Annotated in this window: 23 protein-coding genes; 4 read left to right on the top strand and 19 right to left on the bottom strand. The window is 68.2% G+C overall.

The genetic code is table 11. From position 1 onward, the window contains the following. Positions 1-24 precede the first annotated feature (24 nt). The 8 genes from GQ57_RS18960 to GQ57_RS18925 all read right to left on the bottom strand — a co-directional run bounded on the left by GQ57_RS18960 (position 25) and on the right by GQ57_RS18925 (position 8,429). Positions 25-915: an amidohydrolase family protein gene (locus GQ57_RS18960; protein ID WP_031402816.1), complete on the bottom strand. Its 891-nt coding sequence runs from the start codon at positions 913-915 to the stop codon at positions 25-27. Positions 916-978: 63 nt separating this feature from the next. Beyond that, positions 979-1,920 (bottom strand): ABC transporter substrate-binding protein, encoded by a 942-nt coding sequence (locus GQ57_RS18955; RefSeq protein ID WP_034198710.1) that lies wholly within the window; start codon positions 1,918-1,920, stop codon positions 979-981. An 88-nt stretch (positions 1,921-2,008) separates the two neighbouring features. Then, the gene (locus GQ57_RS18950) at positions 2,009-3,046 is read right to left on the bottom strand and encodes an ABC transporter permease (RefSeq protein WP_034198709.1); all 1,038 of its coding nucleotides are present in this window, start codon (positions 3,044-3,046) and stop codon (positions 2,009-2,011) included. Between the two features lie 19 nt (positions 3,047-3,065). Continuing rightward, entirely contained in the window at positions 3,066-4,604 is a 1,539-nt protein-coding gene (locus GQ57_RS18945) for a sugar ABC transporter ATP-binding protein (protein ID WP_034198708.1), read from the bottom strand. Positions 4,605-4,625: 21 nt separating this feature from the next. Continuing rightward, the gene (locus GQ57_RS18940; protein ID WP_031402812.1) at positions 4,626-5,402 is read right to left on the bottom strand and encodes an SDR family oxidoreductase; all 777 of its coding nucleotides are present in this window, start codon (positions 5,400-5,402) and stop codon (positions 4,626-4,628) included. Between the two features lie 67 nt (positions 5,403-5,469). Next, positions 5,470-6,747, bottom strand: a complete 1,278-nt coding sequence (locus GQ57_RS18935) for an L-fuconate dehydratase (RefSeq protein ID WP_031402811.1) — start codon at positions 6,745-6,747, stop codon at positions 5,470-5,472. A gap of 23 nt (positions 6,748-6,770) precedes the next feature. Continuing rightward, the gene (locus GQ57_RS18930) at positions 6,771-7,613 is read right to left on the bottom strand and encodes a fumarylacetoacetate hydrolase family protein (protein WP_034198707.1); all 843 of its coding nucleotides are present in this window, start codon (positions 7,611-7,613) and stop codon (positions 6,771-6,773) included. A 51-nt stretch (positions 7,614-7,664) separates the two neighbouring features. After that, entirely contained in the window at positions 7,665-8,429 is a 765-nt protein-coding gene (locus GQ57_RS18925; RefSeq protein WP_034198706.1) for an SDR family oxidoreductase, read from the bottom strand. A 662-nt stretch (positions 8,430-9,091) separates the two neighbouring features. Between GQ57_RS18925 and GQ57_RS18920 the strand changes: the two genes are divergently transcribed. The 3 genes from GQ57_RS18920 to GQ57_RS18910 all read left to right on the top strand — a co-directional run bounded on the left by GQ57_RS18920 (position 9,092) and on the right by GQ57_RS18910 (position 11,046). Then, positions 9,092-9,382, top strand: coding sequence for a DUF3331 domain-containing protein (locus GQ57_RS18920; protein ID WP_031402808.1), 291 nt, complete (start codon positions 9,092-9,094; stop codon positions 9,380-9,382). A 167-nt stretch (positions 9,383-9,549) separates the two neighbouring features. Next, positions 9,550-10,536, top strand: coding sequence for an oxidoreductase (locus GQ57_RS18915; protein WP_031402807.1), 987 nt, complete (start codon positions 9,550-9,552; stop codon positions 10,534-10,536). Between the two features lie 213 nt (positions 10,537-10,749). Further along, positions 10,750-11,046 carry a DUF4148 domain-containing protein gene (locus GQ57_RS18910; RefSeq protein ID WP_031402806.1) on the top strand — a complete coding sequence of 99 codons (297 nt, stop codon included), beginning with the start codon at positions 10,750-10,752 and terminating at the stop codon, positions 11,044-11,046. A gap of 199 nt (positions 11,047-11,245) precedes the next feature. Here the strand turns inward: GQ57_RS18910 and GQ57_RS18905 are convergent, their stop codons facing one another. From GQ57_RS18905 to GQ57_RS18880, 6 genes are all read right to left on the bottom strand, one after another. Next, positions 11,246-12,442 (bottom strand): TauD/TfdA family dioxygenase, encoded by a 1,197-nt coding sequence (locus tag GQ57_RS18905; RefSeq protein WP_031402805.1) that lies wholly within the window; start codon positions 12,440-12,442, stop codon positions 11,246-11,248. A gap of 22 nt (positions 12,443-12,464) precedes the next feature. Further along, positions 12,465-13,421: an alpha/beta hydrolase gene (locus GQ57_RS18900; RefSeq protein WP_034198705.1), complete on the bottom strand. Its 957-nt coding sequence runs from the start codon at positions 13,419-13,421 to the stop codon at positions 12,465-12,467. A 31-nt stretch (positions 13,422-13,452) separates the two neighbouring features. Continuing rightward, positions 13,453-13,941, bottom strand: coding sequence for a thioesterase family protein (locus GQ57_RS18895; protein WP_031402803.1), 489 nt, complete (start codon positions 13,939-13,941; stop codon positions 13,453-13,455). Between the two features lie 3 nt (positions 13,942-13,944). After that, complete coding sequence (locus GQ57_RS18890) at positions 13,945-14,910, bottom strand: L-carnitine dehydrogenase (RefSeq protein ID WP_031402802.1); 966 nt, start codon at positions 14,908-14,910, stop codon at positions 13,945-13,947. 88 nt (positions 14,911-14,998) lie between these two features. Further along, entirely contained in the window at positions 14,999-15,928 is a 930-nt protein-coding gene (locus GQ57_RS18885) for a 3-keto-5-aminohexanoate cleavage protein (RefSeq protein ID WP_031402801.1), read from the bottom strand. 55 nt (positions 15,929-15,983) lie between these two features. Next, on the bottom strand, positions 15,984-16,937 hold the full coding sequence (locus GQ57_RS18880; protein ID WP_034198704.1) for a choline ABC transporter substrate-binding protein: 954 nt from the start codon (positions 16,935-16,937) through the stop codon (positions 15,984-15,986). A gap of 599 nt (positions 16,938-17,536) precedes the next feature. On the opposite strand from GQ57_RS18880, the gene GQ57_RS18875 reads away from it, so the two are divergent. Further along, entirely contained in the window at positions 17,537-19,120 is a 1,584-nt protein-coding gene (locus tag GQ57_RS18875) for an isocitrate lyase (RefSeq protein ID WP_031402799.1), read from the top strand. A gap of 735 nt (positions 19,121-19,855) precedes the next feature. Here the strand turns inward: GQ57_RS18875 and GQ57_RS18865 are convergent. The 5 genes from GQ57_RS18865 to GQ57_RS18845 form a co-directional block, all read right to left on the bottom strand. Next, the gene (locus GQ57_RS18865) at positions 19,856-20,299 is read right to left on the bottom strand and encodes a c-type cytochrome (protein ID WP_235215096.1); all 444 of its coding nucleotides are present in this window, start codon (positions 20,297-20,299) and stop codon (positions 19,856-19,858) included. 101 nt (positions 20,300-20,400) lie between these two features. Continuing rightward, positions 20,401-20,901, bottom strand: coding sequence for a c-type cytochrome (locus GQ57_RS18860; protein WP_034198702.1), 501 nt, complete (start codon positions 20,899-20,901; stop codon positions 20,401-20,403). Then, entirely contained in the window at positions 20,898-21,440 is a 543-nt protein-coding gene (locus GQ57_RS18855; RefSeq protein WP_034198701.1) for a methylamine dehydrogenase light chain, read from the bottom strand. Before GQ57_RS18855 ends, GQ57_RS18860 begins: the two co-directional genes overlap by 4 nt. 39 nt (positions 21,441-21,479) lie before the next feature. Then, positions 21,480-22,106: a methylamine dehydrogenase accessory protein MauD gene (gene mauD, locus GQ57_RS18850; RefSeq protein WP_031402795.1), complete on the bottom strand. Its 627-nt coding sequence runs from the start codon at positions 22,104-22,106 to the stop codon at positions 21,480-21,482. Beyond that, positions 22,103-22,657 carry a MauE/DoxX family redox-associated membrane protein gene (locus GQ57_RS18845; protein WP_034198700.1) on the bottom strand — a complete coding sequence of 185 codons (555 nt, stop codon included), beginning with the start codon at positions 22,655-22,657 and terminating at the stop codon, positions 22,103-22,105. The genes mauD and GQ57_RS18845 overlap by 4 nt, the downstream gene beginning before the upstream one ends.

Below are 22,657 nucleotides of genomic sequence, written 5' to 3'. Positions count from 1 at the left end.
TCGCACCGACCGTTCGCGCCTATTCTATATGCCGCGCTTCGCGACGGCCGGAACCGCGTAGCAGCGCGCGGCGGTGCCGCCCCACAGCGCGTTGCGCTCGGCCGCCGACAGCCGCGACTCGGCCCAGCGCTCGACGATCGACGCGACTTCGTCGTACGACGCGGCCAGCAGGCAGACGGGCCAGTCCGACCCGAACATCAGCCGCTGCGGGCCGAACGCGTCGAGCGCCGCATCGAGACACTGCTCGATGTGCCGGAGATCCTTCCCGCGCAGGCCGCGCGTCCAGTCCACCTCGGTCACGAGCCCCGACAGCTTGCACACGACATGCGGCAGCGCGCCCAGCTCGCGCAACGCCGCGCGCCAGCGCGCGAGCGCGGTATCGTCGCGCTCGAAATCGGCGAGCGCGGGCTTGCCCGCATGATCGAGCACGAGCCAGTGCGCGTCGTGCCGCGCGCAGAACGCATGCACGTCCGGCAACTGGCGCTCGAACACGAGCACGTCGTACACGTAGCCGTGCGCCTGCAGCCACGCGATACCGCGACCGAAGCCCGGATCGGCGACGAATGCGCCGACCTCGGCTTCGTCCTGGATCTGGTGACGAAAGCCGCGCAGCTTCGGGCTGCCCCATTCAGCGACGCGCTCCGCGAGCTGCGGCGCGGCGAGATCCTCCCAGCCGACCACCGCCGCGATGCGCGCGTCGTCTCGCGCGAGATCGAGCAGGAATGCCGTCTCGTCGCGCCCGGCGCGGGCCTGCACCGCGATCGACGCGCCGAGCGCCTGCGCGTGCATCAGCGGCCACGATGCGTCGGGCAGGTAGTCGCGCGCGAGCACGCCCATGCCGGCGCCGATCCACGGATAGTCGGCGGCGCGATAGCGCCAGAAATGCTGATGGGAATCGATACGCACTGCACCCATGGCGTCCTCGTGCTCCGTTCGTCGCGCGGCGGCGGCCGCGACACGCGCTGCCGCCCGCGACGTTCAGTCGTATAGCGCGGCGGCCACCTTCGGATCGTCGATGTTGGTCTTGTCGTACCAATAGAAGCCGGTATCGATGACCTTCGGCAGCTTCTCGCCCTTGATCGCCTTCACGGCCGCCTCGACCGTCCTGTAGCCGATCCCGACCGGGTTCTGCGTGATCGCGCCGGCCATCAGCCCGCTGCGGATCGCGTCCTTCTGCTGCTTGCCGGAATCGTACCCGACGATCACGACCTTGCGCTTCATTTCGCGCACGCCGTTGACCACGCCGATCGCCGAGCCTTCGTTGGTGCCGAACAGGCCCTTGAGCTTCGGATACGCCTGCAGGATCGACTTCGTCACCTCGGTCGATTTCAGCTGGTCGCCTTCGCCGTACTGCACGGTCACGACCTGCACCTTCGGGTGCGCCGACTTCATCCGTTCGAGAAAACCGTCGCGACGATCGATGCCCGTGCGGCTCGTCTGGTCGTGCGCGACCACCGCCACCTCGCCCTCGTCGCCGATCAGCGCGGCGAGCTTGTCGGCGGCGAGCGACGCGGCGGCCTTGTTGTTGGTCGCGGCCGTCGTGACCGGGATGTCGCTGTCGACACCGGAGTCGAACGCGATCACGGGAATCTTCTCGGCCTGCGCCTTCTTCAGGAGCGGCAGCGCGGCCTTGCTGTCGAGCGCCGCGAAGCCGAGCGCGGCCGGCTTCTTCGCGATCGCGGCCGACAGCATGTCGATCTGCTTGTCGACCATCGCCTCGGTCTCGGGCCCTTCGAACGTCACCTTCACCTTGTAGTCTTTCGCGGCCTGCATCGCGCCCGATTTCACGGCCTGCCAGAACTGATGCTGGAAGCCCTTCGAGATCAGCGGGATGTAGGTTTCCTGCGCCTGCGCGCCGGCCGTGACGCCCGCGGCGAACGTCAGCCCGACGATCGCGTTCAACACCTTGCTCCTGATCACTTCGCGTCTCCTTTCTTCGTATCGACTGGAACGACTGGAACGCCGGCCGGAGCCGGCGGTGAAGCGCATGCCCGCGCGGGTGCGCGCGTCAGCGGCGCCGCCGGCGCAGGATGTCGACGTAGACGGCGAGAATGATGATCACGCCCGTCACGACCGTCTGCCATTCCTGCGCGACCGACATGATGCGCAGGCCGTTGGTCAGCACGCTCATGATGAACGCGCCGATGATGGTGCCGAGAATGCTGCCCGCGCCGCCCGACAGCGACGTGCCGCCGATCACGACGGCCGCGATCGCGTCGAGCTCGTAGCCCTGTCCGAGCGCGGGCTGCGCGGAATTCAGCCGCGACGCGATCAGCAGGCCGGCGATGCCGCACACCGCGCCGCTGAACGTGTAGACCGCGATCTTCCACGCGTCGACGTTCACGCCCGACAGCCGCAGCGCCTCCTCGTTGCTGCCGAGCGCGAACGTGTAGCGGCCGAAGATCGTGCGGTTCAGCACGATCGACGCGCCGATCGCGACGAGGAACAGGATCAGCACCGCGTTCGGAATCGGCAGCGCGGGGATCAGGTTGCCGATCAGCGAATCCTGCGCGATCGACGTGAAGCCCGGCGTGTCGTTGAAGTAGATCGGCCGCGTGCCCGAGATCACGAGCGACAGCCCCTTGAGCAGCATCATCATGCCGAGCGTGGCGATGAACGGCGGCACCTTCATCTTCGCGATCACGAAACCCGACACGCAGCCCGACAGCGCCCCGGACAGCAGCGCGGCCAGAATGCCCAGCGGCAGCGGCATCCCCCAGTTGGTCAGCACGACGCCCGCCATCACCGCGCAGAACGTCATCAGCGTGCCGACCGACAGGTCGATGCCCGACGTGATGATCACGTAGGTGCACGCGACAGCCAGCACGCCGTTTACCGCGGTGGCCTGCAGGATCGACACGAGGTTGTCGACCTCGAGGAAGTTCGGCGACGCGATGCTGAAGAACACGATCAGCAGCACGAGGCTCGCGAACGCGAGCAGCTTCTGCCGCGCGGCCGGGTTGAAGAAGCGGGCTTTCAGGCTCGCGGTCGCGGCCGGCGTGTCACCGGGTGCAAGGGGCGGGACGGGATGCGTATCGTTGGACATGGTCGGATGGACGTCTGGATCAGGACAATACGGTCGACTCGCGCTGCGTCGCGAGCTGCATGATCTTTTCCTGCGTGGCGTCGGCCGCGCGCAGTTCGCCGGTGACGCGCCCTTCGCACATCACGAGGATGCGGTGGCTCATGCGCAGCACCTCGGGCAGTTCCGACGAGATCATCACGATCGCCTTGCCCGCGGCGGCGAGCGCGTCGAGCAGCTTGTAGATCTCGCTTTTCGCGCCGACGTCGATGCCGCGCGTCGGCTCGTCGAAGAACAGGATGTCGCAGTCGCGCAGCAGCCATTTCGCGATCACGATCTTCTGCTGGTTGCCGCCCGACAGGAGGCGCGCCGGCTGCGTCACCGACGGCGTGCGGATCGCGAGCTGCCGGACGTAGCCCTGCGCGGCGTCGCGCAGCGCGCGCGCGTCGAGAAAGAGGCCGCGGCGCACGAAGCGGCGCATGCTCGACAGCGCGATGTTGTTCTGCACGTCCATGCCGACCGCGAGCCCGAAGTGCTTGCGATCCTCGGACAGGTAGCCGATCCCGTGCCTCACCGCGTCGGCCGGCGTGCGGATCGTCACGAGCCGGCCGTGCACGCGGATCTCGCCCGCGTCGACCGGGTCCGCGCCGAACACCGCGCGCGCCACCTCGGTGCGGCCCGCCCCCATCAGCCCCGCGAAGCCGAGGATCTCGCCGCGCCGCAGCGTGAAGCCGACGTCGCGGATCGCGCGGCCGCGCGACAGCCCGCGCACCTCGAGCGCGACGTCGTTCGCGGACGTATCGGGCGGCGTGCGCGCATCCGTATCCAGCGGGCGGCCGACCATCATCGCGATGATCGCGTCCATCGACGTGTCCGCCATCGGCACGGTCGCCACGTACTTGCCGTCGCGCATCACGGTCACGCGGTCGGCGATCCGGCGCAGCTCGTCCATCTTGTGCGAGATGTAGACGATGCCGACGCCGTGCGCGCGCAGGTCGCCGATGATGCGGAACAGCTCGGCGATCTCCGCGTCGTTGAGCGCGGCGGTCGGCTCGTCCATGATCAGCACGCGCGAGTCGAACGACAGCGCCTTCGCGATCTCGACCATCTGCTGCTTCGCGACCGTCAGCCGGCCGACCGGCGTGCGCGGGTCGAGATCGAGCCGCATCCGCCGAAAGATCGCGGCCGCGTCGCGGTTCAACCGGTCCTCGTCGACGAACACGCCGAAGCGGCCGCGCGGCTCGCGGCCGATGAAGATGTTCTGCGCGACGCTCAGGTGGTTCATCAGGTTCAGTTCCTGATGGATGATGCCGATCCCGAGCGCCTGCGCGGCGCGCGGATCGGCGATCTCCACCGCGCGGCCCGCGATCCGGATCTCGCCGTCGTCGCGCGGGTACACGCCCGCGAGGATCTTCATCAGCGTCGACTTGCCGGCGCCGTTCTCGCCCATCAGCGCGTGCACTTCGCCGGCGCGCAGCTCGAAGCGGCAATCGTCGAGCGCCTGCACGCCCGGAAAGCGCTTGCCGATGCCGCGCATGGCCACCAGCGGCGGCGCGGCGTTCAGGTTCGGATCGGGTTGCATGGGTTCGGGGTTCCGCCGCATTCAGCCGATCGCACGGTCGAGATGCGTATAGCCGCCGTCGACGAACAGCCACTGGCCCGTCGTGTGCGACGCGCGCGCCGACAGCAGGAACACCGCCGTGTCGGCGATCTCGTCGGCCATCGTGAAGCGCTTGCCGAGCGGCACCTTGCCGGCGATGCCGGCGAGCTTCGCATCGGGATCGTCGAAGCCGGCGAGCCAGCGCCGGTACAGCGGCGTCATCACTTCGGCCGGAATCACCGCGTTCACGCGCACGCCGTCGTCGCGCAGCGCAACCGCCCATTCGCGCGTCAGCGCGAGCTGCGCGCCTTTCGATGCGCAATAGCCGCTCGTGTCGCCCTGCCCGGTCACGGCCGTCTTCGACGAGATGTTGACGATCGCGCCGCGCGCGGCCTTCAGGTGCGGCACGCAGTAGTGCGCCATCACGTAGTAGTGGATCAGGTTGCGCTCGAGCGATGCGACGAACGCGTCGCGGCCCGCGTCGAGGCCCACGCCGTCGTTGATGCCCGCGTTGTTGACGAGGCCGTCGAGGCGGCCGAATTGCGCGACCGTCTGCGCGACCGCGTCGCGGCATTGCGCGTCGTCCTGCAATTCGACCGGCAGGAATACGGCGCGCGGCTGCCGGCGCGCGAGTTCGCGCCGGAACGCATCGTCGGGCGCGTGGCGCGCGAACACCACCGGAATCGCGCCTTCGTCGGCCAGCCGCGTCGAAATCGCGGCGCCGATGCCCGATGCGCCGCCGGTCACGATCACGACCTTGTCCTGCAGGTTCAAATCCACTTCGCGTCTCCGTCGTTCATGTTGTCGCCGCGCACGACGCGCGTCGTACCGCGTGCGTTGCCGTGCGTCAGCCGCGGAACCGGTATTGCTCCAGCGATTCGGGCTTCATCTCGATCGAGAAGCCGGGCGCCGTCGGCGGCAGGTAAGCCGCGCCGCGCACGACGCACGGCTCGACGAAATGCTCGTGCAGATGATCGACGTATTCGGTCACGCGCCCCTCCTTCGTGCCGGACAGGCACACGTAGTCGATCATCGACAGGTGCTGCACGTATTCGCACAGCCCGACGCCGCCCGCATGCGGGCAGACCGGCAGCCCGTACTTCGCGGCCATCAGCATCACCGCGAGAATCTCGTTCACGCCGCCGAGCCGGCACGCGTCGATCTGCACGACGTCGATCGCGCCGCGTGCGATGAACTGCTTGAACAACACGCGGTTCTGGCACATCTCGCCGGTCGCGACCTGCACCGGCGCGATCGCCTCGCGGATCTTGCGATGCCCTTCGACGTCGTCGGGGCTCGTCGGCTCCTCGATGAACCACGGCCGCGCGAACGCCAGCTCGCGCACCCAGTCGATCGCCTCGTCGACCTCCCACACCTGGTTCGCGTCGATCATCAGCTTGCGCCCGGGGCCGATCACCTCGCGCGCGATCGTCACGCGGCGGATGTCGTCCTCCAGGTTCGCGCCGACCTTCAGCTTCACGTGGTCGAACCCCGCGTCGACGGCTTCGCGGCACAGCCGGCGCAGCTTGTCGTCGCCGTAGCCGAGCCAGCCCGCCGATGTCGTATAGCACGGGTAGCCGTCGCGCTCCAGCGTCGCGATCCGCGCGGCCTTGCCGGGCGCCTGGCGGCGCAGCAGGTCGAGCGCCTCGTCCGGCGCCAGGCAGTCGGTCAGGTAGCGGAAATCGATCGCGCGCACCAGCGCCTCGGGGCTCATGTCGGCGACGAGCCGCCATAGCGGCTGGCCGACGGCCTTCGCCCACAGGTCCCACACCGCGTTGACGATGGCGCCCGTCGCCAGGTGGATCGCCCCCTTGTCGGGTCCAATCCAGCGCAACTGGCTGTCCGACGTCACGCGCCGCCAGAAGCGGCCCATGTCCTCGCGGATCCAGTCGAGGTCGAGGCCGACGACGAGGTGGCGCATCGCGTCGATCGCCGCGCAGCAGATCTCGTTGCCGCGCCCGATCGTGAACGTGAGCCCGTGGCCTTCGAGCCCGTCGCGGTCGGTTTCGAGCACGACGTACGCGGCCGAGTAATCGGGGTCCGGATTCATCGCGTCGGAGCCGTCGAGCTGGCGCGAGGTCGGGAAGCGCACGTCGAGGACGCGCATCGATCGAATGATGGGCATGATGGACTGTCCGTTATGGGAAATCAGGCCTGCACGGTGCGCTGGCGCTGCTCGCCGAGCCCGTCGATGCCGAGCGTGATCACCTGCCCGGCGCGCAGGTAGACGGGCGGTTTCTGCCCGAGGCCGACGCCCGGCGGCGTGCCGGTCGAGATCACGTCGCCCGGCTGCAGGCTCATGAAGCGGCTCAGGTAGCTGATCAGGCAGGGCACGCGAAACACCATCGTCGCGGTCGTGCCGTTCTGGTAGCGGCGGCCGTCGACGTCGAGCCACAGCCGCAGCGCATGCGGATCGGGCACTTCGTCGGCGGTCACGAGCCACGGGCCGAGCGGGCCGAACGTGTCGTTGCCCTTGCCCTTGTCCCACGTGCCGCCGCGTTCGAGCTGGAACGCGCGCTCCGACACGTCGTTCACGACGCAGTAGCCGGCGACGTGCGACAGCGCGTCGGCCTCGTCGATGTACCGGCCGCCCTGGCCGATCACGACGCCGAGCTCGACTTCCCAGTCGGTCTTCTCCGAGCCGCGCGGGATCTCGACGTCGTCGTTCGGCCCGGAGATCGCGCTCGTCCACTTGCCGAACACGACGGGCTCCTTCGGCACGTCCATCCCCGATTCGGCCGCGTGGTCGGAATAGTTCAGGCCGATGCAGATGAACTTGCCGACCCGGCCGACGCACGCGCCGAGCCGCGGCGTGCCGTCGACGCGCGGCAGCGACGACGGCGGGATATCGCGCAGCCGCGCGAGCGACGCCGGCGTCAGCGCATCGCCGGCGATGTCGTCGATCACGCCGGACAGGTCGCGAAGCTGGCCCTGCGCGTCGAGCAGGCCCGGTTTTTCATGATGTTTGTCGCCGAATCTGAGCAGTTTCATGTTGTCTGTCCAAATGGAAAGGGGCAGGAAGAGGCGGTCGGCTCGACGCGCTCAGTTGGACCAGCCGCCGTCGATCAGGTGAATCGCGCCGGTCGTAAACGCCGCCTCGTCGGACGCCAGGTACAGCGCGAGCGCGGCCACTTCGTCCGCGCTGCCGATGCGGCCCATCGGCTGGCGCGCGACGAACGCCTGGCGCACCTCGTCGGCCGGCACGTGGCGCGTGCGCGCCTGCTCCGCGATCCGCTGCTCCAGCGACGGCGACTCGATCGTGCCCGGGCAGATCGCGTTGCAGCGGATGCGCTGCTCGACGAAATCGGCGGCCACCGCCTTGGTCAGCCCGATCACCGCCGCCTTGGTCGTGCCGTACACGAAGCGGTTCGGCACGCCCTTCACGCTCGACGCGGCCGACGCCATGTTCACGATCGACGCGCCGCCGGCGTCGAGCATCGCAGGCAGCAACGCACGGATCAGCCGGTACATCGACGTGACGTTCAGGTTCAGCGAGAACGCCCAGGCGGCTTCGTCGCAATCGAGAATCGAGCCGTGATGCACATAGCCCGCGCAGTTGAACAGCACGTCGAACGCGCGTTCGCCCGCGGCGAGCGCCGCGACGTCCTGCGCGTCGGTGACGTCGAGCCGCCGCGTGGCCAGCCGCCCGCCCGCGCGCCGGGCGTCGGCCTCGAGCCGCACGAGCGCGGCTTCGTTGATGTCGGTCGCCAGCACGTCGGCGCCCTCGCTCGCGAACCGCAGCGCGGTCGCGCGGCCGATGCCCTGCCCGGCCGCCGTCACCAGCGCGCGCTTGCCCTGCAATCTCATGAGCACCTCTCCCGGAAAAGCCGGCCGTCAGCAGGCCGATTGGCACAAAGGACTAAAGGTCCAACCAATCATAGGAAGGGATCCTGCGTTTGTCACGAAATCGCGATTCAGTATTTACCCGGCCGCGCCAATCCGGCGGATGGAGAAAAAACCGGCGTCCGCCGGCGATGCCGGCGCGCATCGGGAATCGCGTCAACCCAGTATCGGCGAGGCTTTCCGCCGGTTCCTCGCAGGCAACCGGCAGGCCCGCCGCGCCAAACTGACGAAACAGTCATGTTCGCGTCAGGATCTCAACGGCATGTGCGCGCCATCATGGCGTGCCGGACCGCGCTTCCGGACCATCGCCTCCCGCCCGCTCAGGATCTCGCGGGCATCTCCGTCCCCCGGCGATGGACGCCGTGACTGGGCGAGCAGACACGGTGCGCGGGCCGATTTTCCGCCCCGGACTTCGCGTCCGGGGCACTTTTGTCCGTGGTTTCCAAGAAAATAAGCGTGGATTGTTTCTAATTCAGAAAAAGGTAATTTGAGCCAGACAGGATGTTTTTTCCGGTCACAGACGCTTACATTTAGCGGACCACTCATGGAAACCGCTACGGATTCGCCATCGGGCAGTGACATCCACTGCCACGGCCGAAACCGCACGAGCTTTAGGAACCGGCAAAATGAAGGCATCCCAATCCCTGCCTGCGCTCGATCCCGCCGACGTCCACGTCGAAATCCTCGAACGTTCCGATACGCTGCTCGTTGTCCGCTGGGTCGAACCCGGCCGCTGTCACTACGGTGAGCAGCGCTGGCGCCGCCGCTTCGCGCAACGTACCGGCACCTGCGCACTGTCGCGCCAGGTCATCCAGCGCGGCGACGAAGTCTTCCGTCCGGCCGAACGCCCGGCGCCCGCGAACGCGGCCGCGATGATTTCCGCCGCTGAAGTGCTCGCGCTGGCCGGGAGCAGGTAACGCCCGCCCGCCGCGCGACACGGCACGTCGCGCCACCCCACGCGCCGGCCCTAGAAGCGCCGGTCTAGTTCCCCCGCTTGTCTGCCACGTCTGCGACCACTATCGTTACAGCAATCAATGTAACGATGAAGCGCCGCGGCCGGCCGGTCGCGCCGATGGAGGCAGACATGCATGCATGGAGCGCGCGCCACGTCCCGGCGCAGGGCGGCAAGGTCGCCGTCGTGACCGGCGCCAACAGCGGGCTCGGCTGGCAGCTCGCGGAAACGCTGGCCGCGAAAGGCGCGACGGTCGTGATGGGCTGCCGCGACGCCGCCCGCGCCGCGCAGGCGGCCGACGCGATCCGCCGGCTCCATCCCGACGCCCGCGTCGAAGTCGATGCACTCGACCTCGCCGATCTCGCGTCGATCGCGCGCTTCGCGGCCGACGTCGCCGAGCGCCACGGCCGCGTCGATATCCTCTGCAACAACGCCGGCGTGATGTTCCTGCCGCTGCGCCATACCCGCGACGGCTTCGAAATGCAGTTCGGCACCAACCACCTCGGCCATTTCGCGCTGACCGGCCATCTGCTGCCCGCGCTTCGCGCCGCGCGCCGGGCGCGCGTCGTGACGATGTCGAGCGGCCTCGGCCGCGGCGGCCGGATTCGCGTCGACGACCTGCGCGCCGAACGGCGCTACAACCGCTATCTCGCCTATTGCGACAGCAAGCTCGCGAACCTCGTGTTCGCGATCGAACTGCAGCGCCGCTTCGAGCGCGCGGCGTTCGCGGGGATCAGCGTGGCCGCGCACCCGGGCTACGCGGCGACCAACCTGCAGTTCGCGGGCCCCGCGATGGACAGCGCGCCCGCCCGCGCGGCGCTGATGCGCGCCGCGAACCGTTATCTCGCGCAGCCGGCCGACCAGGGTGCGCTGCCCGCGATTCATGCGGCGACCGCGCCCGATCTCGCGGGCGGCGCGTACATCGGGCCGTCCGGCTGGTTCGAATCGCGCGGGCTGCCGGCGCCCGCGAGCGTACCGCGCGCGGCCCGCGACGCCGCCGCGGCGGCGCTGCTGTGGGACGCATCGGAGGCCGCGACGGGCGTGCGCTTCCTCAGTTCGGGCGCGCCGGCCGGACGTGCGCCAGGCCGGCCGTTCGACGCAACGGCCGAGGCGCGCTGAAACGCGCCCGCCTGCCGCAATATTCTTCATACTTATTACAAGGGCTGAAAAGAAAGCAGATTGCAAGACTGGATCGACCCGCTACTGTTACGGCGCAGGAAACAATCTATCGTCAAAATCAGCGTTTACCCTGAACCCTCCGATGACTAAGATTTCGTCAATCGCTCAAGACATGGTGTCGAGAGCGAACCCAATAAAACACCGGAGGTCATCATGAAATCGCTCGTTTCCGCAGTCGTTGCCGCTGCCGCCCTGTCCGCTTCGTTCGGCGCATTCGCTCAAAGCACCGTGACCCGCGCACAAGTGAAGAACGAACTGGCGCAGCTCGAACAAGCCGGCTACAAGCCGGGCCTGTCGAGCCCGTACTACCCGAACGACATCCAGAGCGCCGAAGCGCGTGTTCATGGTGCCGACACCAGCGGCTACGGCGCGCAACCGGCACCGGCCGTCCACTCGGGCGCACCGGCTGCAGCGTCGAAAGCACGCGACTCGATCTTCTTCGGCCAGTAAGCCGATGCGCCCGTGACGGGCGCCGCGCGATCGAAGCGTATCCGGACGAGCCCCCTTGCGGGGCTCGTCCTTTTTTATGAAACCCATACCTCCGCCGCCCGGCAGCGGGTGGCTTCGCCCGGGCGCCTGGCGTCCGGGCGCTTTTTCACCCGCGGAGGAATGCCCCCCAGCGCCGACTGAGCGACGGACTGAGTGACGCTCAGCGCGACGCGGCCGCGGCAGGCGCCGAGCGCGACAGCACGCGCCATCGCGACAGCAGCTCGTCGCGATCGACGTAGCAGCCCTGCAGGTGCCGGCGGCCGGTCGACGGATCGAACTCGGTGCGCGCATGCAGGACGCGCCGGTTGTCGAACGCCCACATGTCGCCCGCCCGCAGCCGTCGCTGCACGCGAAAGCGCGGCTCGCGCGCGAGCGCGAGAAACCGCCGGTATGCGCGGTAGACCGCCGCGACCGAGCCGGCCGGCGCATCGAGCGGCCCGCGCAGGAAATTCGCGACGCGCACCTCGGTCACGTTGCCGCGCGTATCGAGCCCGATGACCGGCGCCGAACAGCGGTAGTCGCTGTTCGCACTCTTGTTCCAGAACTCGAACGGCGTCGACGCGAGCCGCTCGAAATCGGCCGGATGCTCGCGCCGCAGCGCGTCGGCAAGCGCGAAGCCGTCGAGGAACACGCTGTCGCCGCCCGTCGCGTCGTTCGCGAGGCAATGCAGGAACTGCACGCCCGGCTGCAGTTCGCGCGTCGGCAGATCGGTATGCGGCGGCAGGTTCAGCGACGTATACGCATTGCTGTCCGGGCGCGGCTTCGATTCGACGTCGAACAGCACGCCGAAATTGCTCTCGCGGATCAGGCCGACCCGGCGCGCGACTCCGTCGACGCGGCCGCGCTCGGCCGGCACGCCTTCGACGAGCGTGAGCCCCGTGCGTTGCAACGCGGCGAGCCATGCGAGCAATGCGCCGTCGTCGTGCATCACGTCGCGCCAGGCAAACACGCCGATGGCCGTCGCGTCGCCGCCGGCCCAGACGTGCCGCCCGTGCGCGGACTCGCGCTCCGCGCGCGACGCGTCGTCGTAGGCATGCGCGCGCAGCCACCCCGGCGACCACGCACTGCGATGCCCGTCGTTCCAAGCGACCTGCAATGCGCCGTCGGCGTCGACCTGCACGGCGAGCGCGCACAGGTCCTCGCGCGCATCCGCGATCTCGAATACCTGTTCGCGCGTGACCGCGTGCACGCATGCGGGACACGCGCAGTTGTCGCGCAGCCAGTCGAAATGAAACGGCGATCGTCGCGTGTCGCTCCACTCGACGTTCACGGCTCCGTCGCCGATCGTCGCCGTCGCGATGGCCGCGTCCGCGGCAAAGGTCCGCCAGTCCTCGATACGGTGTTGCGCTGCCTGCATCGTTGCCTCCCGGAAACGCCCGCTACGCCAGTGGTGCGAGCAGAAACCCGCCGACCGTGCGGTGCAGCCGCGCCGCCTGCGGGCTCGTTCCGAGCGCGCGCCAGCAGCCGTGCACCAGCCCCTCTCCCATCCAGTAATGCGCGGCGCCGCCGGCCGCGCGAATCCGTTCGACGTATGCGCGCGCGTCGTCGCGCAGCGGATCGTGTTCCGCGCCGATCGCGAGCACGGGCGGCAGGCCGTCGAAACGCGCCGCCGCGAGCGGCACCGATGCACGCAGCAGCGGCGTGCCGCCCGCCGGCGCTTCCGGCAGGTCGGCACCCCAGTACTGCGCGCGATAACGATGGACATCGTCGAGCGTCAGCATCGGCGCATGCGCTTCCGTCTCGCGCGCGGGCGACTGCGGCTCGAACCCGAGCATCGGATAGACGAGCGCGATGCCGTCGATACCGTCTTCGCCCGCGTCGCGCAGCGCGGTGGCCACGGCCGCCGCGAGCATGCCGCCCGCGCTGTCGCCCGCGAGCGTCAGCGGCCGTGCGCACGGCCCGAACGGCAACACCGCATCGCGCGCCGCGCGCGCGACGTCCAGGCAATCCTCCAGCGCGGCCGGCGCACGGTGTTCGGGCGCAAGCCGGTAGTCGACGGCAATCACGTCGAGCCCCGTATCGGCCGCCAGCCGCGCGGTGATCAGCGCATGACTGTCGAGCGAGCCGACGACGAAGCCGCCGCCATGAAAGAACAGCACCGTGCCGCGCGGCGTGCCGTGCGCGGCCGCGTAGCGCCGCAGCGCGATCGCGCGGCCGTCGGGCGCGTGCCACACCGCGTCCTGCTGCACGATGCCGGCCGGCAGCGCAGCCGGCGTCCAGGCCGCCGCGAAGCGGTCGTACAGGCGGCGCTGCTCGTCGGCCGAACGCGCCGCCGCGCCGGCCGGGTACCACGCGTCGACGGCTGCGACGAATGCCGCGATTTCCGGTTCGAGCATCGTGCGCTCCAGGGTGGACAGTTGACGCCGGCTAGCGGCGCGGCGGCAGCCCGATCACGCGGCCCGCGTACGCGGGCGCCGGGCAATCGCGCTGCAACGCATGCAGCCCGGCCACGTGCGCGGCGACATCGTCGTCGAACGGCGCCGACTTCGCGCCGTCGCGCGTATCGACGTGCAGCAGCATCTGCTCGCTCGCCGCTACCGCGTCGTCATGCCCGTGTGCGAACAGTTCGAGATACAGGTGCAGCCGTTTCGCGTCGTGCGCGAGCACGCGCGCGTCGACGCGCACGGGCGTGCCTTCCTTGATCTCGTGCAGGTAGTTCACGTGCGCCTCGAGCGTATAGACCGAGCGCCCCCGCTCGCGGCGCGCGGCGTCGTCGAGCCCGATGCGATCCAGCAATGCATCGGTCGCGAAGCTGAAGATCAGCAGGTAGAACGCATCGCGCAGGTGGCCGTTGTAGTCGACCCATTCCGGCCGCACCACGTCGCGGTACATCGTCAGCGGGGTATCGCCCGTCATCGTCTAGTCCTCGAATCGCATCCCGTGCCGCGCCTTCACCGCGGCGATCGCCTTCAGCACCTCGGTGATGCACTCGTCGCGATAGCGTTCGAGTTCCTTGATGCTGCGCGCGCCCTGCTGTTCGGTCGTGCCCTCGACGACGCTGTCGATCAGCGCGTCGGTGAGCGTCGGCGCGACCAGCTTCGTCCACGGCAATTCGAGCGCGGGGCCGAACTGCTGCATGAAGTGTCGCATGCCCGCATCGCCGCCGGCGAGCGTGTAGGTCAGGAACGTCCCCATGAACGACCAGCGGATGCCCGCGCCGAAACGGATCGCGTCGTCGATCTCGCCGGTCGTCGCGACGCCTTCGTTGACCAGGTGCAGCGCCTCGCGCCACAGCGCCTCGAGCAGCCGGTCCGCGATGAAGCCCGGCACTTCCTTGCGCACGTGCAGCGGCCGCATGCCGAGCTTGCGATAGATCGCCATCGCGGCCTCGACCGCTTCCGGCGACGTATGCTCGCCGCCGAGCACCTCGACGAGCGGCAGCAGGTAGACGGGATTGAACGGATGGCCGACCACGCAGCGCTGCGGATGCGTCGCCCGCGCGTAGAAATCCGTCGGCAGCAGCCCCGAAGTCGACGACGCGATGATCGCGTCGGGCTTCGCCGCGCGGCTGATCTGTTCGTGCAGTTCGAGCTTCAGCGCCTCGCGCTCCGGCGCGCTTTCCTGGATGAAATCCGCGTCGGCGACGCACGCCTCGATCGTCGACACGAACCGCAGCCGCGCGGGATCGGCGCCCGGCGCGAGGCCGACGCGCTCGAGCGCGGGCCACGCGTTCGCGACGTTCGCGCGCAGCCTCGCCTCCGCGCCCGGCGCGGGATCCCACACGACCACGTCGAGACCGTGCGCGAGCGCGCGGGAAATCCACCCGCTGCCGATCACGCCGGTGCCGATCGCGGCGAACGTCTTGATGTCGGTAATCACTGCCATGTCCACGCATCCTTCGAATCAGGGGAAATCGGTGGGCGGTCGCGCTCGTGCGCGCCGCCGGGTCGTATCGGCCGGTCGACCGGCCTACTCACGCGAACTCGGCGATCGCGCGACGTTCGAGCGGACGTTCGCCGCGCGCCGGCAGGCCGAGCTTGCGACGGCCTTCGGCGGGCGACAGCACGCGGCCGCCCAGCCGCTCGACGATCTCTCTCGCGCGCTCGACGAGCGTGCCGTTCGTTGCATGCACGCCGCGATCGAGCCAGATGTTGTCTTCCAGGCCGACGCGCACGTGACCGCCCAGCAGCATCGCCTGCGCGACCATCGGCATCTGCATGCGGCCGATCCCGAAGCCGGCCCAGTGCGCGCCCGGCGGCAGGTTGTCGACCATCGCCTTCATCGTGCCCGTATCGGCCGGCGCGCCCCACGGAATGCCGAGACACAGCTGGAACAGCGGCGGATCGTCGAGCAGCCCTTCCTTCAGCAACTGCTTCGCGAACCACAGATGGCCCGTGTCGAAGATCTCCAGCTCCGGCTTCACGCCGAGTTCCTGGATGCGCTTCGCGCCGGCGCGCAACTGCGCGGGCGTCGACACGTAGATGTAGTCGCCGTCGCCGAAATTCAGCGTGCCGCAGTCGAGCGTGCAGATCTCGGGCAGCAGCTCCTCGACGTGCGCGAGACGCGTGAGGCCGCCGACCAGGTCGGTGCCCTTGCCGAAACGCATCGGGTCCTCGCCCGGGCCGATCTCGAGATCGCCGCCCATGCCGGCCGTCAGGTTGATGATCACGTCGACGTCGGCCGAGCGGATGCGGTCGACCACTTCGCGGTACAGGTTCGGGTCGCGGCTGCCGCGCCCCGTCTGCGGATCGCGCACGTGGCAGTGCGCCACCGTCGCGCCGGCCTTCGCGGCCTCGATCGCGGCGGCCGCGATTTCCTTCGGCGTGACCGGAATCGCCGGATGCTTGCCGACCGTATCGCCCGCGCCGGTGACGGCGCAGGTGATGATGACTTCATGGTTCATGCTGGATGCCTCGCTTGATTCGGGTTGTGTCGCATTGCGGGGGTGGCGCGGGCCGTCACAGGCCGAGATACGCCTTCACGGCCGGCAGCCCGTCCTTGCCGTCGAACGTCTTGACGCCCGCGAGCCACGGTTCGAGCACCTGCGGATTCTTCTTCAGGTAGGCCTTCGCGGCGTCGGAAGGCTTCGTCTTGTTCATCACCGACTGCATCAGCTGGTTCTCGAGCTGCGTCGAGAAGCGCAGGTTCGTGACGAGCTTGCCGGCGTTCGGGCAACGCGCGATGAAGTCGGGCGCCGTCAGCGTGTACACGCGCGCCTCGCCGTAGTTCGGCCCGAACGCCGCGTCGCCGCCGGACAGGTAGTTCATGCTGAACTGGATGTTCATCGGGTGCGGCTCCCAACCGAGGAACACCACCCACTTCTTGTCGCGGATCGCGCGCTCGACCGTCACCAGCATCCCGGCCTCGCTCGATTCGACGAGCTTGAAGCCGCCGAGCCCGTACTGGTTCGTGTCGATCATCTTCTGGATCGTCGCGTTCGCGCTGCTGCCCGGCTCGATCCCGTAGATCTTGCCGTCGAGCTCCGCGCGGTGTTTCGCGATGTCCTCGAAGCTCTTCAGGCCGGCCTGGTATTCGTAGCTCGGCACCGCGAGCGTCGCCTTCGCGCCCGACAGGTTCGGCGGCTCGACGACGCTGATCGACTTGCTGTCGAGGAACGGCTGGAGCTGCTTCTGCTGCACGGGCCACCAGTAGCCGAGCGACACGTCGAGCTGCTTGCTCTTCAGGCCGGCGAACGAGATCGGCACCGACGCGATCGTCGTGGTCGGCTTGTAGCCGAGCGCCTCGAACACGGTCGACGCGAGCGCCGTGGTCGACGTGATGTCGGTCCAGCCGATATCCGCGAAACGCACGGTGCGGCAGGTCGCGGCATCCGTTTCGGCAAACGCCGCGTGCGTGAACGCGCCGCTCGCCAGCACGGCCGCGGCAAGCGCGGCGATCTTCGTCGACTTCATGGTTCGGTTCCTCCCGGTTGGACGCGCGGCAGCCGGTGCGCGGGGTGTGCGCCGGCCTGCATCGTGGGAGTAAAAGTAACGAGCCATATTCGCCGCAAGAAGACCGGCGGCGACCTGTTCTTGCCTGTTTGCGACTATGAGTGGAAACCATTAGGGTTTCGAGGAGGCTTTCTGGACGGGGCTTTCACGCACATTTCAGGCGACGCCGGCTTGTCCGCATGCGGCGCGCGCAGTCCGCTTCGACCGGGACGAACCGGCAGGCCCGCGCGGCTGCCCGCGTGTCGCGCTGACGGCTGCGTGTCACGGACCCGTGTAAAAGTGGTCGCGCCTCCAGCAGCCGAAAGGGCATTTCGTATTGCGGAATCTCGGCCGAATTCCTGCGCCGCCGCCTTTTCGTCGCTTGAAAACATGTTTTACATCGCAAAAATCGCAACGTATCTCATTGAAAAACAAGAAAAAATAATGTCTTATGTCTTATATAAGACATCGACAAATTCCCGGCGGCTGGCGTTACTATTCAGTCATGCCGTTCGCTGCAACAGACGTAGCGGGCACGCTCAACCAGTTACTCAAACGCGATTTGCTCCCAGGAGATTGACATGGCCCAGTATCAAGACGACATCAAGGCAATTGCCGGTTTGAAGGAAAACAACGGCAGCGCATGGAATGCGATCAGCCCCGAGTACGCCGCCCGCATGCGTGCCCAGAACAAGTTCAAGACGGGCCTGGACATCGCCAAGTACACCGCGAAGATCATGCGCGCCGACATGGCCGCCTACGACGCCGACCCGGCCAAGTACACGCAGTCGCTGGGTTGCTGGCACGGCTTCATCGGCCAGCAGAAGATGATCTCGATCAAGAAGCACTTCAACAGCACCGAACGCCGCTACCTGTACCTGTCCGGCTGGATGGTGGCCGCGCTGCGCTCCGAGTTCGGCCCGCTGCCGGACCAGTCGATGCACGAAAAGACCTCGGTCAGCGCGCTGATTCGCGAGCTGTACACGTTCCTGCGCCAGGCCGACGCCCGTGAGCTGGGCGGCCTGTTCCGCGAGCTGGACGCCGCCAAGGACGCAACGGCAAAGGCCGCGATCCAGGACAAGATCGACAACCACGTCACGCACGTGGTGCCGATCATCGCCGACATCGACGCCGGTTTCGGCAACGCGGAAGCCACCTACCTGCTGGCCAAGCAGTTCATCGAAGCAGGCGCATGCTGCATCCAGATCGAAAACCAGGTGTCCGACGAGAAGCAGTGCGGCCACCAGGACGGCAAGGTCACCGTGCCGCACGAGGACTTCCTCGCGAAGATCCGCGCGATCCGCTACGCGTTCCTGGAACTGGGCGTGGACGACGGCATCATCGTGGCCCGTACCGACTCGCTGGGCGCCGGCCTGACCAAGCAGATCGCCGTGACCAACACGCCGGGCGACCTGGGCGACCAGTACAACGCGTTCCTCGACTGCGAAGAACTGTCGGCCGACCAGCTGGGCAACGGTGACGTCGTCATCAAGCGCGACGGCAAGCTGCTGCGTCCGAAGCGCCTGCCGAGCAACCTGTTCCAGTTCCGCGCCGGCACGGGCGAAGCGCGCTGCGTGCTCGACTGCATCACGTCGCTGCAGAACGGCGCCGACCTGCTGTGGATCGAAACCGAAAAGCCGCACATCGCACAGATCGGCGGCATGGTCAGCGAGATCCGCAAGGTCATCCCGAACGCGAAGCTGGTGTACAACAACAGCCCGTCGTTCAACTGGACGCTGAACTTCCGCCAGCAGGCGTACGACGCGCTGAAGGCCGAGGGCAAGGACGTGTCGGCATACGACCGTGCGCAACTGATGAGCGTGGAGTACGACGAGACGGAACTGGCGAAGCTGGCCGACGAGAAGATCCGCACGTTCCAGGCCGACGCATCGCGTGAAGCAGGTATCTTCCACCACCTGATCACGCTGCCGACGTACCACACCGCCGCGCTGTCGACCGACAACCTGGCCAAGGAATACTTCGGCGACCAGGGCATGCTGGGCTACGTGGCCGGCGTGCAGCGCAAGGAAATCCGCCAGGGTATCGCCTGCGTGAAGCACCAGAACATGTCCGGCTCGGACATCGGTGACGATCACAAGGAATACTTCAGCGGCGACGCAGCGCTGAAGGCGGCAGGCAAGGACAACACGATGAACCAGTTCTGATACCGGTCATCTCCAGGCAAAAAGCCAACCCGTTACGGGTTGGCTCAGACTGCTGACGAACCCCACGTTTTCCGGAGCGTGGGGTTTCGTTTTTCCAGGAACAGGCGCGGAGGGTCGCGGGGAGCAAGCAGGCCGATCGGCTATGCAAACGGCTAACGCGGCGCGGTTTTCTTGTCCGGCAAGATCGCTCGCGGCGTGCCCGTCAATCGTCGGCCTGCCTGCGTCCCGCGACCACCCGCACGAACGCGTCCGCCGCACCGTCGGCTCGACCGGCAACACCAGCGCGCAACCCGACCGTGCGTCTTCATCGGAAATCGGCACGAAGACGACCCCGTCGCTACCGAGACTCGCCATCCGTTCCGGCACGATCGCGACGCCGTGCCCGGCGCGACGAGATTCAGCATCGACGTCTTCAGCGACACGATCCGGGCGGTAGCGGGCACGAATCCCCGCTTCAGGCAGAGGTCGATCACGACGCGCGCCAGCCCGCCCCGCTCCCGATGCATGGCCGATACGAACGGCTCGCGCCGCTGCCGCGAGATCGCCGTGCGCTTGCGCCCGCCAGCGGATGATCGGCCGGCACGGCCGCGCATAAACGCTCGGCCGCGAGTTCGACGAAGCGCACGCGCGGATCGCGGCGCGGCGCCCGCACACGAACGATCACGATATCGGCGTTGCCGTTCGCGATCTCCAGGTCTCCCTGATCAGGTTCCCTTGATTTTTTGAATGAGTCGCTCAGTAGCGATCCGCGACGCCGTCGATCCCGCGCGCCTGCAACGCGCGGACCAGCCCGGCGCGCACGGTCGCGACGTCGGCAAAGGCGGGACGGCGCTGCGCGGCGACTTCGGCGGCCGTATAGGGCTTGAAGTCGCGCGGCAGCGCATCGCGGTTCATGGTCGTGAGCACCCAGTTGAGCACGTCGGCCAATTCCTGGTCCGACAGCGCCGAGTTCGACGCGCCGGGCACGCGCATCACATACTCGCGCCCGGCCGGCAGATGCGTGAAATAACCGAGCGACTTGGCGAGCGGCGGCACCTTGCCGGGAATGCCGCCGCCCGTCGCCGTGTGGCAACCCATGCAGTTGAGCACCCAGTGCTGCCGTGCGAGCGCCGCGTCGGCCGTGCCTTCGGCATGCGCGGGCGCCGCGGTCATCAAGCTGACGACCGCCCCGGCCAGCATCAGCAGCGGCGACAGGCGGCGCGTCAGGTTGCCGAGCCGCAATACCGCCGCGCACCGCGTGCGCGGCGCGGCGTCGCAAACGCGAGACGCGCGGGCAACGTTCACAGGCCGAGCCCCTTGATCACGACATCGCGTTGCGCATGCACGGCCGTGCCGTCCATCTGCTTCGCGCGCGCCGCGCGGATCTCGGCCGCCGTGAACGGCTTCGCATCGCCGTGCTGCGCGTTGAGATCGAACACGACATAGTTGAGCACGTGCGCGATATCGTCATCGCTCGCGCTCGCAAACGACGGCATCTTGAAGTTGTAACGCTTGTCGTGCACCTTGATCTCGCCGAACATGCCGTGCAGCAGCGTCGCGACCAGTTGCGCCCGCCCCGGCTCGGCCGCCGCGTACTTGCCCGGATACTCGGTCAGCGGCGGCGCGAGCCCGTCCTGCCCTTTGCCGCCCGCCTGGTGGCACACCGCGCACTGCGCATCGAACAGGCTCTTGCCGGCCGGGTAGTGCACGGCTTCCTGCGCATCGGCGGCGCCTGACCATGCAAAGGCTGCCACGGCCGCAATGCACGCAACCGCAATCCTTCCTGCTTGCTTCCCTTTCATTGCTTCGCCGCTCCCAGCAGAACCGAAACCGAACAGTGATAGTTCGAATTACCGTTGGCCATGCACCAGTTGATGTCGTTGTTCAACGACAGCTTGTACAGCGGCTTCTCGCGCTCGTTGCGGTTGCAGAAGCACTTGCCGCATGAGGTCTTGCCGCAGCAATCGTTGTACGACACGATGTAGTCCGAACCGTCGTGCGGATTGCGGCAGGTGCCGATCCACGTGATCGGCGAAGGCGTCGTGCCCGGCGGGCAACTGCTCGACGTGCCGCCGCAACAGCTGCACAGCCAGCCGTCGATCGCGCAGTATTTCCAGTAGTCGCAGCTCGTCCGGTCATCGCTCGCGCCCGATGCGGCGCCGGCGCCGGACGCGGTGCCCGACGCCGCATCGGCCGCATACGCGGTGCGATCGACGGGCAGCAGCGGCAGCATCGCCGATCCCACCAGCACCTTGCCGAGCTTCGCCATCGCACTGCGCCGCGAACTGTGCTGGGCGACGCCGCGCGCCGACCGCTCGAACCATGAATCAAACAGGCCCATGTCGTTGTTCTCCCTTGACGTTGAAAGAGGTTCGGCCGGTCATGCGTGCTGCGCGTGCGCGTCGTGGCTGTGATCGCCGTGCACGAACTGCTGCAGCGATGCGACGCCGCGCTCCTTCGCTTCGAACAGGCTTTCGAGATGCTCGCGCGTATTGACGAGCCCCTTCGCGCGCACCGTGCCGGTTTCGTCGAGCAGCACCGCGTAGGGCAGCTTGCCGATCTGGTACGCGAGACCCAGCTCCTGCGACAGCACGTACGGGAAACGCCCGAGGTCGTGCTTGCGCGCGAAGCGCGTGTGTTCGTCCGCATCGCCGTCGCTCGCGAGCACGATGTTCACCGGCGTCGCTTCGCTCGCCTGCAGCGACGGCAGCAGCGGCAACAGCTTCTTGCAGACGGGGCACGTCGGCGACAGGAAGAACAGCAGCGTCGCCTTGCCCGATGCATCGATGCCGCCGACCTTCACGTGCGAGCCGCGCAGGTCGGTCAGTTCGAACGTCGGCGCGATCGCGCCGACCGCCGGCCCCTTGTCGATCATCAGCGCGCCGGCCGGCATGATGCGTTCGTACAGGATGCCGATCTGGCGCACGAGCGCGAGGCAGATCGCGCCGAGCGCGAGGACGGCCACCCACAGCAGGGCGGTGGAAACGGTGAGAGCGGTTTGCATCATGAATTCCTCAGGTGGGAAAGGCGCGGCACGTTGGCGAGCAGCACGTCGACGGTGAGCAGCGCGCAGACGGTCAGCAGCACGGAAAAGCACAGCGTCAGGTAGTCGAACCACACGACGGCGCGGCCGCCCGGCTCGACGAGCGCGGCCGCGACCAGTGCGACGAGCAGCAGCGCGCGTCCGACATGCAGCCAGCCGATGCCGCGCGGGGCATCCGCCCGCGCAGTGGAGAAGCCGGAACAGCCGCAGTCGATGTCGGTTCGGCCGCGCAGGAGGTTGATCGCCATCGCGGCGGCAAAGGCGAGGAGCAACGCGATCAGGCCGATCGCGCCGGCCGTGCGCGTGTCGGGAAACAGCAGTGCGGCGGCGCCGGCGAGTTCCGCGAGCGGAATCGCGAACGCGACGGGCGCGGTCAGCGCGTCGGGCAACAACCGATAGCCGGCGAGCGCCTGGCTGAACGCGGCAGGCCGGCGCATCTTCGCGAAGGCTCCGAGCAGCACGACGACGGCGGCGCCGGCCGGCGCGCCGGTGGCAAGGACGGGATCGAGGATCAT

Source organism: Burkholderia sp. MSh2 (genome assembly GCF_000731655.1).
Classification (GTDB): Bacteria; Pseudomonadota; Gammaproteobacteria; order Burkholderiales; family Burkholderiaceae; genus Burkholderia; species Burkholderia paludis.
This window is presented reverse-complemented; position numbering and strand designations above follow the sequence as displayed.

Bases quoted from the DNA above. Each gene is read 5' to 3' on its own strand.
- GQ57_RS18910 (WP_031402806.1), top strand. From the start codon at position 10,750: ATGAAATCGCTCGTTTCCGCAGTCGTTGCCGCTGCCGCCCTGTCCGCT.
- GQ57_RS18860 (WP_034198702.1), bottom strand. From the start codon at position 20,901: ATGAAAGGGAAGCAAGCAGGAAGGATTGCGGTTGCGTGCATTGCGGCC.
- GQ57_RS18945 (WP_034198708.1), bottom strand. From the start codon at position 4,604: ATGCAACCCGATCCGAACCTGAACGCCGCGCCGCCGCTGGTGGCCATG.
- GQ57_RS18880 (WP_034198704.1), bottom strand. From the start codon at position 16,937: ATGAAGTCGACGAAGATCGCCGCGCTTGCCGCGGCCGTGCTGGCGAGC.
- GQ57_RS18905 (WP_031402805.1), bottom strand. From the start codon at position 12,442: ATGCAGGCAGCGCAACACCGTATCGAGGACTGGCGGACCTTTGCCGCG.
- GQ57_RS18865 (WP_235215096.1), bottom strand. From the start codon at position 20,299: ATGCTGGCCGGGGCGGTCGTCAGCTTGATGACCGCGGCGCCCGCGCAT.
- GQ57_RS18960 (WP_031402816.1), bottom strand. From the start codon at position 915: ATGGGTGCAGTGCGTATCGATTCCCATCAGCATTTCTGGCGCTATCGC.
- GQ57_RS18855 (WP_034198701.1), bottom strand. From the start codon at position 21,440: ATGGGCCTGTTTGATTCATGGTTCGAGCGGTCGGCGCGCGGCGTCGCC.
- GQ57_RS18935 (WP_031402811.1), bottom strand. From the start codon at position 6,747: ATGCCCATCATTCGATCGATGCGCGTCCTCGACGTGCGCTTCCCGACC.
- GQ57_RS18920 (WP_031402808.1), top strand. From the start codon at position 9,092: ATGAAGGCATCCCAATCCCTGCCTGCGCTCGATCCCGCCGACGTCCAC.
- GQ57_RS18950 (WP_034198709.1), bottom strand. From the start codon at position 3,046: ATGTCCAACGATACGCATCCCGTCCCGCCCCTTGCACCCGGTGACACG.
- GQ57_RS18845 (WP_034198700.1), bottom strand. From the start codon at position 22,657: ATGATCCTCGATCCCGTCCTTGCCACCGGCGCGCCGGCCGGCGCCGCC.
- GQ57_RS18900 (WP_034198705.1), bottom strand. From the start codon at position 13,421: ATGCTCGAACCGGAAATCGCGGCATTCGTCGCAGCCGTCGACGCGTGG.
- GQ57_RS18875 (WP_031402799.1), top strand. From the start codon at position 17,537: ATGGCCCAGTATCAAGACGACATCAAGGCAATTGCCGGTTTGAAGGAA.
- GQ57_RS18885 (WP_031402801.1), bottom strand. From the start codon at position 15,928: ATGAACCATGAAGTCATCATCACCTGCGCCGTCACCGGCGCGGGCGAT.
- GQ57_RS18895 (WP_031402803.1), bottom strand. From the start codon at position 13,941: ATGACGGGCGATACCCCGCTGACGATGTACCGCGACGTGGTGCGGCCG.
- mauD (WP_031402795.1), bottom strand. From the start codon at position 22,106: ATGATGCAAACCGCTCTCACCGTTTCCACCGCCCTGCTGTGGGTGGCC.
- GQ57_RS18930 (WP_034198707.1), bottom strand. From the start codon at position 7,613: ATGAAACTGCTCAGATTCGGCGACAAACATCATGAAAAACCGGGCCTG.
- GQ57_RS18925 (WP_034198706.1), bottom strand. From the start codon at position 8,429: ATGAGATTGCAGGGCAAGCGCGCGCTGGTGACGGCGGCCGGGCAGGGC.
- GQ57_RS18890 (WP_031402802.1), bottom strand. From the start codon at position 14,910: ATGGCAGTGATTACCGACATCAAGACGTTCGCCGCGATCGGCACCGGC.
- GQ57_RS18915 (WP_031402807.1), top strand. From the start codon at position 9,550: ATGCATGCATGGAGCGCGCGCCACGTCCCGGCGCAGGGCGGCAAGGTC.